The organism is Microbacterium rhizosphaerae (assembly GCF_034120055.1).
GTDB lineage: Bacteria > Actinomycetota > Actinomycetes > Actinomycetales > Microbacteriaceae > Microbacterium > Microbacterium rhizosphaerae.
Genome location: NZ_CP139368.1, coordinates 757,637 through 771,436, shown reverse-complemented (window position 1 = coordinate 771,436; position 13,800 = coordinate 757,637). Strand labels below are relative to the sequence as shown.

The window sequence follows — 13,800 nt, the reverse complement described above, 5'->3', positions numbered from 1 at the left end:
GACAGCCGCCAGCATGAGGTTCAGCGACTGCGCGGCCCAGCGCTGCAGACCCCCCCGAGCAGATGCTCGAGGAAGTCGCAAATCACGCGGTCGCACACCCACGTGGCGCCTCCGCCCTGTGCTAGTCCCCAACACCGCCCGCGGATCCCCACCCACGGGTCAGTCGAGTGTCATGGTATGCGCGCGCCGACCCCGTGTATATCGGGCGTTTGCCCGGGGTGCCCGTGTGGAGGCCAAGTGGGGACCTAGGTCCCCAGGGCGACTCGCAGCTGCTCGACGGCCCAATCGAGCTCGGTTCCGCGGATGACGAGCGGCGGCGCGATGCGGATCGTCTGCCCATGCGTGTCCTTGACGAGCACTCCCCGCGCGAGCATCCGCTCGGAGATCTCTCGTCCTGTGCCGACCGCGGGATCGATGTCGATGCCGGCCCACAGGCCGGCGATCCGCACCTGCGTGACACCGTGCCCGACGAGGCCCTCGAGCAGCTCCTGCAGATGCGCGCCGAGCGCGCGGGCGCGCTGCTGGAACTCGCCGGTGGCGAGCAGCTCGACGACCCGCAGGCCCACCGCCGCCGCGAGCGGGTTGCCGCCGAAGGTGGATCCGTGCTCGCCGGGCTGGATCACGCCGAGCACGTCGCGATCCGCGACGACGGCGGAGAGGGGGAGGATGCCGCCTCCCAGCGCCTTGCCGAGCAGGTAGATGTCGGGCACGACACCCTCGCGATCGCACGCGAACGTTTCGCCGACCCGTCCGAGGCCGGACTGGATCTCATCGGCGATGAACAGTACGTTCCGCCGGGTGCATATGTCCCGCACGGCGGCGAGGTAGCCGGCGGGCGGGATGACGACGCCGGCCTCGCCCTGGATCGGCTCGATGAGCACCGCCGCGGTGTGCTCGGTGATCGCGGCCTCGATGGCCGCGGCATCCCCGTACTCCACCGAGACGAAGCCGGGCGCGAACGGTCCGAACCCCTCTCGCGCCGACGGGTCGTCGCTGAAGCCGACGATCGTCGTCGTGCGCCCATGGAAGTTGCCGCTCGCGACGACGACGGTCGCGGCATCCACCGGCACGCGCTTGACGCGATACGCCCACGCGCGCGCGACCTTGATGCCGGTCTCGACGGCCTCGGCGCCCGTGTTCATCGGGAGGACGAGGTCTTTGCCGCAGAGCTCGGCGAGCGCGGCCGCGAAGGCGCCGAGCTGGTCGTTGTGGAAGGCGCGGCTCGTCAGGGTCAGGCGTCCGAGCTGCCTCGTCGCGGCCGCGACGAGGGCGGGATGCCGGTGCCCGAAGTTCAGCGCCGAGTACGCCGAGAGCAGGTCGAGGTACCGCTTGCCCTCGACATCGGTGACCCACGAGCCTTCGGCCTCCGCGATCACGACGGGCAGCGGGTGGTAGTTGTGCGCGACGTGCTCGCTCTCTGCCGCGATGAGTGCGGCGGAGTCCGCTGACACGTCGATGTTCGTCACCGCGCACCCCGCAGCTCGAGCGTGCAGCACTTGATGCCCCCGCCGCCGAGCAGCAGCTCGGACAGATCGACGAGCACGGGGTTGTAGCCGCGCTCGCGCAGCTGCGCCTCGAAGCCGTGGGCGCGCGGCGAGATGATGACGTTCAAGCCGTCGCTCGCCGAGTTCAGGCCGAACACGGCGCCGTCCTCGTCAGCCACGCGGATCGCGTCCGGGAACCGCTCGGCCAGGATCCGCTGTGACGGCTCGTCGAACGCGTGCTCGAGGTACGCGATGTTGGCCTTCTCGACCCCGCCAGGCCCCTCCACCGGGTCGAGCACCGAGATCGCGGTGTCGAGGTGGTAGAACCGGGGGTCGATGAGCTTGAGCGAGACGACCTCGCGGCCGAAGACCTCGGAGATCTCCCGGTGGCTCTCGATGGACGAGCGGAAGCCGCAGCCGGCCAGGATCGTGTCGCCGGCGAGGAGGATGTCGCCCTCGCCCTCCTGGGCGGCGACCGGCTCGACGACCTCGAAGCCGAGCTCGGCGAAGCGGTCCATGAACGGCCGCTCCTCGCCGCGACGCTCGTCGACGCTGAACTTCACCCCGAGCGCCGTGCCGTCGATGATGAAGCCGCCGTTGGCCGTGTAGACCATGTCGGGCAGGTTCGGGATCGGGTCGATCAGCTCGATCTCGTGGCCCAGCTCGAGGTAGGTGTCGTAGAGCGACTGCCACTGCCGCACGGCCTTCGAGGTGTCCGTCGGGTCGGCCTTGTGCATCCACGGGTTGATCTCGTAGCTCACCGTGAAGTATTCCGGACGGCACATCAGGTAGCGGCGGTGCTGCTGGATGCGACCGGTCGTGGACTGGTCGGATGCGGTGGCCTTCGAGGTCGTGGGGGTCTGCGTCATTCTCGCTCCTTGACAGGCGGATCGGCGGACGCTGTCCACAGGCCCGGCGGCCCTTCGACGCGCTGTGCTCGCAGCGACAGCGGGGAAGGGGGCGACCCGGGCACGCCGCATCCATTGTCTCACGCGCCGTGCCGATCCCCGCCGACCCGCCGCCTCACTCCCGCGTGACGACCACCTTGCCGACGGTGTGGCCGGCGGCGAGGTGCGCCAGAGCCTCGCCGGCCTCGACGAGGGGCCAGGTCCGCTCGATGACCGGCGTCAGCCGGCCACCCGCCACCAGGGACAGCAGCTCGCGGAGGATGTCCGGTCTGGCCTTGGCGGAGAGCGGATGCAGCGGCCGCCTCGAGCGTACAGACAGGAGGGATGCGCGGGCGATGCGCGGGATCGGGCCCACCAGACGCCCTCCCTCGCCCGCGATGAGCACCGCCGATCCCCCGTCGCGGACGAGCCGCCGGAGGGTGCGCAGGGGGCTGTCGCCGGCGAGGTCGAGCACGGCGTCGAAGGTTCCCGCCGGCAGCGCGTCGAGCGGCGTCGCGGCGCGGTCGTACGTCGTCCGCGCGCCGATCGAGCCGACGAGGGCGCGGTTGCGCTCGGAGCACACGGCGTGCACCTCCGCACCGCGGAGCACCGCGAGCTGGACCGCGAACGTGCCCACCCCTCCGGAAGCGCCCACCACGAGCACCCGATGGCCGGATGCGACGCGGGCGCGGTCGAGCGCCTGCCAGGCGGTGCCGCCGGCGATCGGCAGTGCCGCCGCGAGGGCGGGGCCTACCGCAGCGGGTCGCGGCACGAGTCGCTCCGCGGCGATCACCGCATACTCCGCGAGCCCGCCGCCGAAGGCCAGCTCTCCGACGACCTCGTCGCCGACCGAGACATCGGGCACGTCGGGCCCGAGCGCGAGAACGCTGCCGGCGACGTCGATTCCGCGCACCGGCTGTCGGGGGCGCCTCCACCCGAAGGCGGCCCGCAGGAGCAACGGCTCGCCCGTCATCAGGTGGCGGTCCGCGGCGTTCAGGCCGGTCGCCCGGATGCGCAGCAGCACCTCCCCGGTCTTCGGCTGCGGCACGTCGATGCGGCTCAGGCGCACCTCGTCGACGCCGCCGTAGCGGGTCTGGGTCCAGGCATCCATCTGTTCCACGTCATTCCTCCGAGTACGGGAAGACATCGTCGAGTCCGACCCCGAGGGCAGAGCACCAAGGAGCACGAGGGCGCGGGGACGACGAATGCCGTCGTGCCCGCACTCGTCAGCCGAGCCCGAGCACCCGCTCCGTGTACGGGTTGCGGAACACACCCGTCGGATCGAGCTCGGTCATGAGCTCGACGGCGTCGTCGAAGCGCGGGTAGCGCGCATTGGCGTGCGCCTCCGCGAACCATTTGCCCCAGTGCGGCCGCGGCGCGAACGGCGCGAGTGCGGCCTCGATCTCGGGGAGGATCGCGGTGACCTCGGCTGGCCTGCTGTGCCACGTGAAGTGGATGGCCAGACTGTTCCGCTCGTACGCCGTGCTGAGCCACAGGTCGTCGGCGGCGACCGTCCGCAGCTCGGTGATGATCAGCAGCGGATCGATGCGATCCGCGAGCTCCCGCAACGCGGACAGAGCGGATGCGGCGTCCTCCAGCCCGACGAAGTACTCGGTCTGGATCTCGTCCCCCTGCGCGGACGGCTGCGTGTCGAAGCGGAAGTGCGGCAGGCGCGCGTGCCACGAACCGCGCACTCCCTGAACGGTCGTGTTGTCGTCCTCGTCGACCGGCCCGACCGGCCCGATCGGTCCCACCGAGCGCGTCCCGCCGCGCCACACGTCGGCGACGGGGAGGTCGCCGTCGTCCAGGCGCGCCTTGAGCCAGACCTGGTCCGTTCGGTCCCCCGCCCAGTGCGTGAAGACGCTGACGCTGTACGCCGCACCGAACACGCCGACGGGGTCGCCGAGCACCTCCTCCCACGGGACGCCGAGGTACACGTCCTGCCGCACGTCGTAGCGAGGTTCGAGGCCGAGCGTGAGATGGGTCACGACGCCGAGCGCGCCGAGGTGCACCACCGCGCCCGCGAACCGCTCGTCGCGGCGATCGATGCGAAGGATGCCGGCATCCGCCGTCACGAACTCGAGTCCGACGACCGCGGTCGACAGGTTGCCGTTGTGCAGCCCCGATCCGTGCGTCGCCGTGGCCGTCGCACCGCCGACCGAGATGTGCGGCAGCGATCCCAGGTTGTGCAGGGCCAGGCCGCGCTCGTCGACCGCGGCGGCGACCAGCGCGAACGGCAGCTGTGCGGCGACGCGGGCGGTCGACGCATCCTCGTCCACCTCGATGTCGGCCGGCATGTCCTCCAGCGACACGAGCAGCTCGCTGTCCGCGATATCGTTGAACGAGTGGCGGGTGCCGAGGGCTCGCACGCGCTGCGCCGAGCCGACGATCCGCTGGATCTCCTCGATGCTCCGCGGAGTCTCGATGCGTCCTGCGTAGGTGTGGGTTCCAGCCCAGTTCGTCTGTGCGCTCATGCTGCCATCATCCCGGTTCGTGCGGCCCTCGACGAGACGACGATGCTCATCGCAGCTGCAGTGCCGTCCACGACACGGGCGGCAGGGAGATGTGCAGTTCGCTGTCGACGAAGCGGGCACTGTCGTTGGGTTTCAGACCGACACGCTCCGACTGGTCGCGCGTGTTCGCCGCGTGGATGTCGTCGTCGTGGAGACTCACGATCGACTCGACCGAGACATCGCCCAGGATGCTGGTGTCGATCGAGATGTCCACGACGTCGGTGAGACTCCTGTTCACGAGGAACACCGCGGTGTCTCCCGTGGTCGGGTCGTGCGTCGCCACGGCGTCCACGACCGGGACCTCGCCGTATCGCTCGGTCCGGTAGGTCGGGCAGTCGAGCTTCAGCTCGAGCGTGCAGCCGCGCGCGAGGCGAGAGGTCACGGCGAACGGGAAGAAGGTCGTCTGCCGCCAGGCGCCTCCCCCGGGTTCGGTCATGATCGGCGCGATCACGTTGACGAGCTGGGCGAGGCTCGCCGCCGTGACGCGGTCGGCGTGCCGGATGAGAGAGATCAGCAGGTTCCCGAAGACCACGGCGTCGACGACGGAGTAGGCGTCCTCGAGCAGCCGGGGGGCGACGGGCCAGTCGTTCACATCCGTGATGCGGTCGACCTCGGCGTACCGGGACTGGTACCAGACGTTCCACTCGTCGAAGGAGATGTTGATCGTCTTCTTGCTGCCCCGCACGGCCTTGACGTGGTCGGCCGTCGCGACGACCGAATCGATGAACCGGTCCATGTCGACGGCGGATGCGAGGAAGCTCTCGTAGTCGCCGCCGACGGGTTCGTAGTACGCGTGGCAGGAGATGTAGTCGACCTCGTCGTACGTCTCCTCGAGCACGATGCGCTCCCACGTGCCGAACAGCGGCATGCCCGCGCCCGAGCTGCCGCACACGACGAGTTCCAGCGTCGGATCCACCTGGCGCATCGCCCGCGCGGTCTTCACGGCGAGCTGCCCGTACTCCTCGGGAGTGCCGTGACCCAGCTGCCAGGGGCCGTCCATCTCGTTCCCGAGACACCACATCCGGATGTCGTAGGGTTCGGCCGTGCCGTTGGCGATCCGGCGATCGGACAGCTCGGTGCCGGAGCGGTGATTCGCATACTCGAGGACGTCGAGCGCCTCCTGAACGCCGCGCGTGCCGAGGTTGACCGCGTACATCAGTTCGCCGTCGACCTTGCGCAGCCATCGCGCGAACTCGTCCAGCCCCACCTCGTTGGTCTCGGTCGAGTGCCAGGCGAGATCGAGCCGCCGCGGCCGCTGGTCCACGGGGCCTACTCCGTCCTCCCAGCGATAGCCCGACACGAAGTTGCCGCCCGGGTACCGGATCGTGGTGACGCCCAGCTCTCTGACCAGCTCGGCCACGTCGTTGCGGAAGCCGTGCTCATCCGCGTCCGGGTGGTCCGGCTCGTAGATCCCGTCGTAGACGCAGCGTCCGAGGTGCTCGACGAACGAGCCGAACAGGCGGCGGTTGATGGGGCCTACGACGAAATGCGGGTCGATCGTCAGGTGCGCAGTAGTCACGTTTCCTCAAGGTGTGAATGGGTGTGTGGCGGATGGCGGGCGGGTCGGGCTACTTCAGGCTGCCGATGGCAAGCCCTCCTCGCCAGTAGCGCTGCAGGGTCAGGAACGCGACGATCAGCGGGATCACCGACACGAGCGAACCCAGGATGATGATGCTCCACAGGCTCTGTCCGCCGGCGGCGCCGTAGGTGGATGCCGTGGACTGCCACAGGCCGATTCCGACCGTGACCGGGAAGAGCCGGTTGTCCGAGAGCATCGCGAGCGGAAGGAAGTAGTTGTTCCAGCAGGCGACCACCGACAGCAGCAGCACGGTGACCATCGCCGGCCGCAGCAGCGGCAACGCCACCTGGAAGAAGGCCCGGAACTCGCCCGCCCCGTCGACCCGTGCCGCATCCAGCAGCTCGTCTGGGACCGCCTCGCGCGCATAGACCGCCATCAGGTAGACCCCGAACGGGTTCAGCAGGCTGGGGATGATCACCGCCCAGACCGTGTTGGTCAGACCCGCCAGCGAGAACAGCATGAAGGTCGGGATGACCAAGGCGGTCGCGGGGACCATGACGGCCCCGAGCAGGATCGCGAACGACGCCTGACGACCGCGGAAGCGGTACTTGGCGAAGCCGTAGCCCGCGAGCACGGAGAGCGCGGTGGCGCCGAGGCCGCCGACGATCGCGTACAGGGCGGAGTTCAGCAGCCAGCGTCCGTAGATCCCGCCGCCGTACGTGAAGAGCGCGACGAAGTTGCCGATGTAGTCGATGTCCGAGCCGAACCACAGGGCGGGTCCTCCGCCGAACAACTCGGCCGTGCTCTTGGAGCTGTTCACGATCACCCACCAGAAGGGGATCAGGAAGTAGATGACCAGGATGCCGAGCACGATCTGCATCGGCACGCCCCCCGGCGTCCGAAGAGTGCGCCGGCGCTCGATGTCCGTGGCGCTCATGACAGGATGTTCCCTCTCTTGCGGGTGGCGAACATGAAGATGTAGACGCAGACGAAGACGACGGCTCCGAGGGCGAACGAGATCGCCGAGCCGTAGTTGTAGTTCGCCAGCGAGAACGCCTGCTGGTAGGCGTACATGTTCGGTGTGAAGTCGTTCGGAATGGCGCCCGCGGCCAGTGGCTGCAGGATCTTCGGTTCATTGAAGAACTGGAGCGTTCCGATGAGCGCGAAGACGAGGATCAGCACCAGCGCCGGTGCGACCAGCGGGATCTTGATGCGGAAGATGATCTGCCACTGCGACGCGCCGTCGATGCGCGCCGCCTCGTACAACGTCGGATCGATCCCCTGAAGCGCGGCGTACAGGATGATCATGTAGTAGCCCGCCCACTGCCACGTGACGACATTGAGCAGGCCGTAGAAGATCAGACTCGAGCTCAGGAAGTCCGGCGCGGGCATGCCGAACGCGCCGAAGATGTCCGCGAGGGGTCCGAAGTTCTCGCTGTACAGGAAACCCCACATGAGGGCGCCGATGACCGTGGGGATCGCGTACGGCAGGAAGATCATGAGCCGCGAGAAGCGCGCGAATCGGCTGACGACGATGTCGAGCATGAGCGCGATGGCGAGCGACACGGCCATCTGGAGCGGGATGAGGACCAGCGAGAAGCTGATCACGAACGAGACGCCGCTGAGGAACGACGGATCGGTGAACGCCTTGGCGTAGTTGCCGAAGCCGACGAATCTCGTTCCGCCGATGAGCGATTTCTGGAACAGGCTGAGGTAGAGCGCATAGCCGATCGGGAGCACCAGGAGCGCGAGGAAGATCAGTCCGAACGGGCCGACGAAAAGCCATCCGATGGCGTTCCGGCGGCTGCTCGTGGAGCGGCGGTGTCCTCGTGGTCTGACGGTGTCTTCACCGGCCTTGACGCGGCTGGTGGTTGCTGTGGTCATGATTCCTCCGGGTCGAGAAGGGATGGCGAAGGGCCGGCCCGTCGCGAGCCGACCCTCCGCGTCAGGTCACTTGACGGTGAACCCTTGCTCCTTCGCGTACTTCACGACGTCGGCCTGCAGCGCATCCGCCGCCTGAGACCCCGTCTTCGAACCGTCGTTGATCGCGGCGATCTGCTTCGTGAACGCGGAGTAGTAGTACTGCCCGATCGGCGTGTAGGTCATGCCCTTGTAGGCGTTGGCCGCCGGGACGTAGACCTCCTTGTTCGCCTGCTGCCCGTTGAAGAACTTCACTTCGGCGTTGATGAAGTTCGGGTCCTTCAGCACGTGGACGTTGAGCGGGAAGATGATCTGGTTCTGCCATCCGTCCTTCAGCGAGGCATCGTCGGCGTAGACCCCGAAGGCGACCTTCGCCGCGAGCTTCGGGTCCTTGGCCTGCTTCGTGACCGAGAACGCCGATCCGCCCCAGTTCACCGAGATGGGGTTGCTCGGGTCCCACTGCGGCAGCGGAGCCGTCGCCCAGACGTTCGCGTCCGCACCCTTGCCCACACCGGCACCCTGCAGATAGCCGGGCGCCCAGGCCGCGGAGAGATACGTCGCGTACTTGCCGCCGATCACGCCCGAGATGTACTCCGGGGTGAACTGGTCCTGCTTTCCGACCAGACCCTTCGACACGAGCCCGGCCCAGTAGTCGAGCACCTGCTTCGACTTGTCGTCGTTCAGCTTGATGCCGATGGTGCCCTTGTTGGCGGTGTTGTAGGTGAAGGGATTCGCGCCGTTGTTGTACAGCAGCGCCGTGACGTAGGCAGGCTGGTTGGCCGGGAAGTCGCCGAACAGCGGGCCGCCCGCATCCTTGACCTTCTGCGCATCCGCCGCGTACTCGTCCCAGGTCTTGGGCGGCGTCGTGATGCCGTACTTGTCGAAGATGTCCTTGCGGTAGATCATGCCCATCGGGCCGCCGTCGATCGGGGCGCCGTACACGCCGTCGCCGACCGAGACGTCCTTCCAGGCGCCGTCGCTGAAGTTGCTCTTGACGTCCTCGTAGCCGAGCTTCTTGAGGTCGACGAGCGCGCCCTGGACCTGGAAGGTCGGGATGCGGTCCGCCTCGAGCATGACCACATCAGGGGCACCGGTGCCGGCGCTGACGGCTGTCTGGAACTTGTCGTACTCAGCGCCACCCGCACCGGCGTTCGTCCAGCAGACCTGGACGTCGCTGTGCGCGTTGTTGAAGTTGTCGACGACCTTCTCGGTGTTCGGGTACCACGCCCACAGCGTGACGACCGGAGCGTCCTTCTTCACGATCTTGTTCGTGCAGTTGGACGAATTGCCGTTGGCGTTCGCGCTTCCTGTGCTCGCGCCGCCGCCACCTCCGGAGCAACCGGCGAGCACACCCGCCACCACCACGCTCGTCATGAGGGCGATGACTCTGTTCCTCTTCACTGATCGATTCCTTTCGGATGCTGGACCTCGTTGTCGGTGCACCGCAATGCGGCGAGAGCGCACGGCCGCCATCGGCCTCGCGTCCGTTCTCGAGCCGATGCCGGATTGCGATCTACAACGTTGCATTTCCAACGTTGTAGTACGACTATGACTACTGCGAGCATCGGTGTCAAGCGGTTTCCGCCGATTGATCGCAGCCGGTGCAGATCGGCCACGACGCGATCGCAGCACCACCGGCTGACGCCCGGCGGCGCCCCGGTCGGGACCGAAAGGAGTCGGAAATTGGGGTCGACCCTGCATGACGTGGCTCGAGCCGCCGGCGTCTCCATCAAGACCGTGTCGAACGTCGTCAACGACTACCCGTACGTCCGCGCGTCGACGCGCGAACGGGTGCTGCAGGCGATCGCCGACCTCGACTACCACCCGAACCTTTCGGCCCGGGGCCTGCGGTCGGGCAAGACCGGCGTGATCGGACTCGCGATCCCCGAGCTGCGGCAGAACTACTTCGCGGAGCTGGCGGACTCGATCATCCGGGCAGCAGGCGAATACGACCTGGACGTGCTCATCGACCAGACGGGTCCGACCCGGAGGGGCGAGATGGCCGTGCTCTCCGGCACCCGGCTGAGACGGACCGACGGGATCATCTTCAGTCCCGAGCGCCTGGGACCGGAGGACATCCCCCTGCTCCGGGTCGCCTTCCCGCTCGTCCTGCTCGGCGAGCGGATCTTCGGCGGGCCGACCGACCACATCACGATGCACAATGTGGAGTCCGCTCGCGCCGGCACCGAGCACCTGATCGGGATCGGGCGACGCCGGATCGCGGTCATCGGCGCCGACCCGCACAGCACGGATGCGACGGGTTCGGCGAGTCTGCGCCTGCGGGGGTATCGCGCCGCGCTCGCGGCGGCGGGCCTGCCGTACGATCCCGCACTGATCCGGCCCGCAGCTCCCTGGCATCGGGAGAACGGGGCCGCGGCGATGCGGAGGCTCCTCGAGGAGCGGCCGGACTTCGACGCGGCGTTCACGCTCAACGACACACTGGGACTCGGTGCGCTGCGGGCACTCGGCGAAGCCGGCGTGCACGTGCCCGACGACGTGGCGGTGCTCGGCTTCGACAACATCGACGAAGACAGGTTCTCGGTGCCGTCCTTGTCGAGCGTCGAGCCCGGGCGCGAGCAGATCGCGAAGGTGGCCGTCGACGTCATGGTCGCCCGCATCAAGGAGAAGGGCGACGTGCAGCCGCCGCGACAGTTCCTCGCCGACTACCGGATCGTCGCACGCGAGTCGACGGGCTTCAGGGAGCCATCCCTGCCATCCGACGCCATCGGTCCGCTCAGAGAGTGATCTCGGGGTGCGCGACGCGGATTCCAGCGTTGGAAACTTCGCTAATCTGTCAGCAGCATGGCCGCGCGGAGGGAGCGTCGATGGGATCCACCCTGCACGACGTCGCCCGGGTCGCCGGCGTGTCGATCAAGACGGTGTCCAACGTCATCAACGACTACCCGCACGTCCGCCCCCTGACGAGGGCGAAGGTCCAGGCGGCCATCGCGGAGCTCGACTACCGTCCCAACCTGTCCGCGCGCGGGCTGCGATCCGGCCGCACCGGCGTCATCGGCCTGACGGTGCCGAAGCTGCGGGAGAACTACTTCGCCGAACTCGCCGACGCCGTGATCCAGGCCGCCCAGGAGCGGGGGCTCGGCGTCGTCGTCGATCAGACCAACGAGCTCCGCGAGACGGAGATCCAGGCGATCACCGGGGGTCGTCTGCGCTTCATCGACGGCCTGCTCTTCAGTCCGGTCAGTCTCGGCCAGGACGACGCCCACCTGCTCGACGTCGACTTCCCGCTTGTGCTCCTCGGCGAGCGCATCTTCGACGGCCCGACCGATCACGTGACGATGCACAACACCTCGTCCGCCGAGGCCGCCGTCGAGCACCTCCTCGGCATCGGCCGCCGACGGATCGCCGCGGTCGGCGCGACCAGCGAGCGACCGGAGGCGGCAAGCTCGGCGAACCTCCGGCTTCAGGGGTACCGGCGGGCGCTCGAGCGGGCCGGCATCCCGTTCGATCCGCAGCTGGTGCGTCGCGCGGACAAGTGGACGCGTCAGGCCGGCGCCACGGCAACGAGGGCTCTGCTCTCGGACGGCGTGGAGTTCGACGCGGTCTTCGCGCTCAATGACACACTCGGCCTGGGTGTGCTTCGTGCTCTGGGTGAAGCCGGGGTCCACGTTCCCGATGACGTCGCCGTCATCGGATTCGACAACGTCGAGGAATCGCAGTTCTCCGTGCCGTCGATGTCGACCGTCGACCCGGGCCGGTTGGAGATCGCCCGACTCGCCGTCGACATGCTCCTGGAGCGCATCAACGAGAAGGGCGAGCGCATTCCGCCTCGCACGGTGCGCCCGGCCTTCCGCGTCGTCCGTCGGGAGTCGACCGGGTTCCCCGACCAGGTGGAGGGCCCGAGCTGACTCGCACCCCCGCAGCGCATCGAGGGGCTGCCGGCGGCAAGACGCCGCCGACAGCCCCTCTCCGCTACTGATCAGAGGCGTGCCGTGAGGTTGTCCACGATCCTCTGCGCCGACGATCCGAGGCTCGTCGCCTGGTCGTCGGTCAGCTTGCCCGCGGCTCGCAGGTTGTCGACCTGGGCGATGAACCCGTTGAGCACCTCGATGGTGCCGCTCGGGTCCTTCGGGATCAGCTTGTAGGCCTGATCGAGCTTGACCGTCAGGGCGTTGAGGTTGCCGCTGTTCAGGCTCGTCCCGGCCACGCCGGCCTTGATCGCGTCGATCTTGTCGCCGAGGAAGGCCTCGGGATGCCACAGGTAGTCGCGCGCGAACGTCGTGAACATCTGATCCCACGTGTTGAAGTCGTGCGCACCCGCGACGACCACGTTCTCCGAGAAGGTGTTCGTCAATGCCGCGACCTGCGCGGGGTTAGGGAGTCCGAAGTCCCATTTGCCGCCACCGAACAGGATGTACGGCACGTTGACATTCGTCGTGGTGTTGCGCACGCCGACGCCGCCACTGAAGACGCCGTAATACCCGAACTTCGTGGCATCGAAGTTGACGAGGTTGGAGGTCACCCCCGCGCCCGCGGACAAGCCGGCGAAGGCACGGTCCATCGCGTTGGTCGACACGTTGTAATGGCTCTCGACGAACGGAAGGATGATGTTGCGGAGGTTCGGGTAGCCCTGCGATGCGCTGCCCAGATAGTTGGTGTTGGTGGTGACCACGACCGCCGGCTGAGTGAGGCCGTCCTGCAGCAGGTTGTCCATGATGACCGGGACGTCGCCCATGTTCATCCAGTCGGACTGGTCCTGGCCGCTGCCGTGCTGCATGTAGATCGTCTTGTACGGCGTGGCGCGGTTGGGGTCGTATCCCGGAGGCAGGTAGACGCCGATCGTGCGGGTGGTCGTGCCGATCTGCACCGGCACGTAGCTCCAGGTGCCCTTGGCCGAGTCCGCACGGACGTTCTCGATCTGGCGCGCAGCCAGCGGTGCGTAGTTCTGCTTGGCGGCGTCATAGGGGACGAACACCTTGTTGAACGCGCGGCGCGCAGAGCCGGTCAGGCCGTCGGGCGCATAGATCGGCGAATTCGCCGGGTCGGTGATCCAGTTGCTCGTGTCGTTGTCGACGTAGAACCAATACTGGTTGGCGCCCGCAGCCAGCGGCACATCGGTGACCCAGTAGCCGTTGCCCGCATTCGTCATCTGGACGTCGTACGCCCCGCCGCCGCGCATCAGCCCGGGCTTGTACTGCTGCGGCTGGTACACCGTGGGGTCGGTCGTGTCCGCCCAGTTGCGCAGCAGGATGTCCGCGTCGAACCGCACACTCGTCGCCGTCGGGTTGTAGTACACGAAGTGGCCCGTGTAGCCCGTCGGAGACGTCGGATCCTTGATGATCGTCGGCCCCGGCGTGAGGTTCACGTCGTCCGCCTGCGCGGACACCGACAGTCCGACCACCATCGCCGACGCCAGCACGAGCGACCCGACGATCTTCGATGCCCGGCCGCGAGCCCGAGCGCGTGGGCTGCGGGTCGTCCCCCCGGAGGTCTCTCTACTCAATTCCAAAACTGTCATC

General features: G+C 68.0%; 11 protein-coding genes. 2 read left to right on the top strand and 9 right to left on the bottom strand.

Annotated features, from left to right (window positions below):
* Window positions 1-245: 245 nt before the first annotated feature.
* From rocD to SM116_RS03505, 8 genes are all read right to left on the bottom strand, one after another.
* Complete coding sequence (gene rocD, locus SM116_RS03540) at window positions 246-1,466, bottom strand: ornithine--oxo-acid transaminase (protein WP_320943087.1); 1,221 nt, start codon at window positions 1,464-1,466, stop codon at window positions 246-248.
* Window positions 1,463-2,353 (bottom strand): dimethylargininase, encoded by an 891-nt coding sequence (gene ddaH, locus SM116_RS03535; RefSeq protein WP_320943086.1) that lies wholly within the window; start codon window positions 2,351-2,353, stop codon window positions 1,463-1,465. The genes rocD and ddaH overlap by 4 nt, the downstream gene beginning before the upstream one ends.
* Window positions 2,354-2,507: 154 nt before the next feature.
* Window positions 2,508-3,482: an NAD(P)-dependent alcohol dehydrogenase gene (locus tag SM116_RS03530; RefSeq protein ID WP_320944087.1), complete on the bottom strand. Its 975-nt coding sequence runs from the start codon at window positions 3,480-3,482 to the stop codon at window positions 2,508-2,510.
* A gap of 115 nt (window positions 3,483-3,597) precedes the next feature.
* On the bottom strand, window positions 3,598-4,845 hold the full coding sequence (locus SM116_RS03525) for a D-arabinono-1,4-lactone oxidase (protein ID WP_320943085.1): 1,248 nt from the start codon (window positions 4,843-4,845) through the stop codon (window positions 3,598-3,600).
* Between the two features lie 46 nt (window positions 4,846-4,891).
* Window positions 4,892-6,403, bottom strand: coding sequence for an arabinosylfuranosidase ArfA (gene arfA, locus SM116_RS03520; protein ID WP_320943084.1), 1,512 nt, complete (start codon window positions 6,401-6,403; stop codon window positions 4,892-4,894).
* Between the two features lie 49 nt (window positions 6,404-6,452).
* Entirely contained in the window at window positions 6,453-7,340 is an 888-nt protein-coding gene (locus tag SM116_RS03515) for a carbohydrate ABC transporter permease (protein WP_320943083.1), read from the bottom strand.
* Entirely contained in the window at window positions 7,337-8,287 is a 951-nt protein-coding gene (locus tag SM116_RS03510) for a carbohydrate ABC transporter permease (RefSeq protein ID WP_320943082.1), read from the bottom strand. The genes SM116_RS03515 and SM116_RS03510 overlap by 4 nt, the downstream gene beginning before the upstream one ends.
* 66 nt (window positions 8,288-8,353) lie before the next feature.
* On the bottom strand, window positions 8,354-9,724 hold the full coding sequence (locus SM116_RS03505; RefSeq protein WP_320943081.1) for an ABC transporter substrate-binding protein: 1,371 nt from the start codon (window positions 9,722-9,724) through the stop codon (window positions 8,354-8,356).
* 303 nt (window positions 9,725-10,027) lie between these two features.
* On the opposite strand from SM116_RS03505, the gene SM116_RS03500 reads away from it, so the two are divergent.
* Together SM116_RS03500 and SM116_RS03495 are read left to right on the top strand one after the other, a co-directional pair.
* Complete coding sequence (locus SM116_RS03500) at window positions 10,028-11,068, top strand: LacI family DNA-binding transcriptional regulator (protein ID WP_320943080.1); 1,041 nt, start codon at window positions 10,028-10,030, stop codon at window positions 11,066-11,068.
* A gap of 80 nt (window positions 11,069-11,148) precedes the next feature.
* The gene (locus SM116_RS03495) at window positions 11,149-12,189 is read left to right on the top strand and encodes a LacI family DNA-binding transcriptional regulator (RefSeq protein ID WP_320943079.1); all 1,041 of its coding nucleotides are present in this window, start codon (window positions 11,149-11,151) and stop codon (window positions 12,187-12,189) included.
* Window positions 12,190-12,260: 71 nt separating this feature from the next.
* Here the strand turns inward: SM116_RS03495 and SM116_RS03490 are convergent, their stop codons facing one another.
* Entirely contained in the window at window positions 12,261-13,784 is a 1,524-nt protein-coding gene (locus SM116_RS03490; RefSeq protein WP_320943078.1) for an alpha/beta hydrolase, read from the bottom strand.
* Between the last annotated feature and the right edge of the window lie 16 nt (window positions 13,785-13,800).

Coding starts and splice junctions, on each gene's coding strand:
- SM116_RS03495 (WP_320943079.1), top strand. CDS start 11,149: ATGGGATCCACCCTGCACGACGTCGCCCGGGTCGCCGGCGTGTCGATC.
- ddaH (WP_320943086.1), bottom strand. CDS start 2,353: ATGACGCAGACCCCCACGACCTCGAAGGCCACCGCATCCGACCAGTCC.
- SM116_RS03510 (WP_320943082.1), bottom strand. CDS start 8,287: ATGACCACAGCAACCACCAGCCGCGTCAAGGCCGGTGAAGACACCGTC.
- SM116_RS03525 (WP_320943085.1), bottom strand. CDS start 4,845: ATGAGCGCACAGACGAACTGGGCTGGAACCCACACCTACGCAGGACGC.
- SM116_RS03515 (WP_320943083.1), bottom strand. CDS start 7,340: ATGAGCGCCACGGACATCGAGCGCCGGCGCACTCTTCGGACGCCGGGG.
- SM116_RS03530 (WP_320944087.1), bottom strand. CDS start 3,482: ATGGATGCCTGGACCCAGACCCGCTACGGCGGCGTCGACGAGGTGCGC.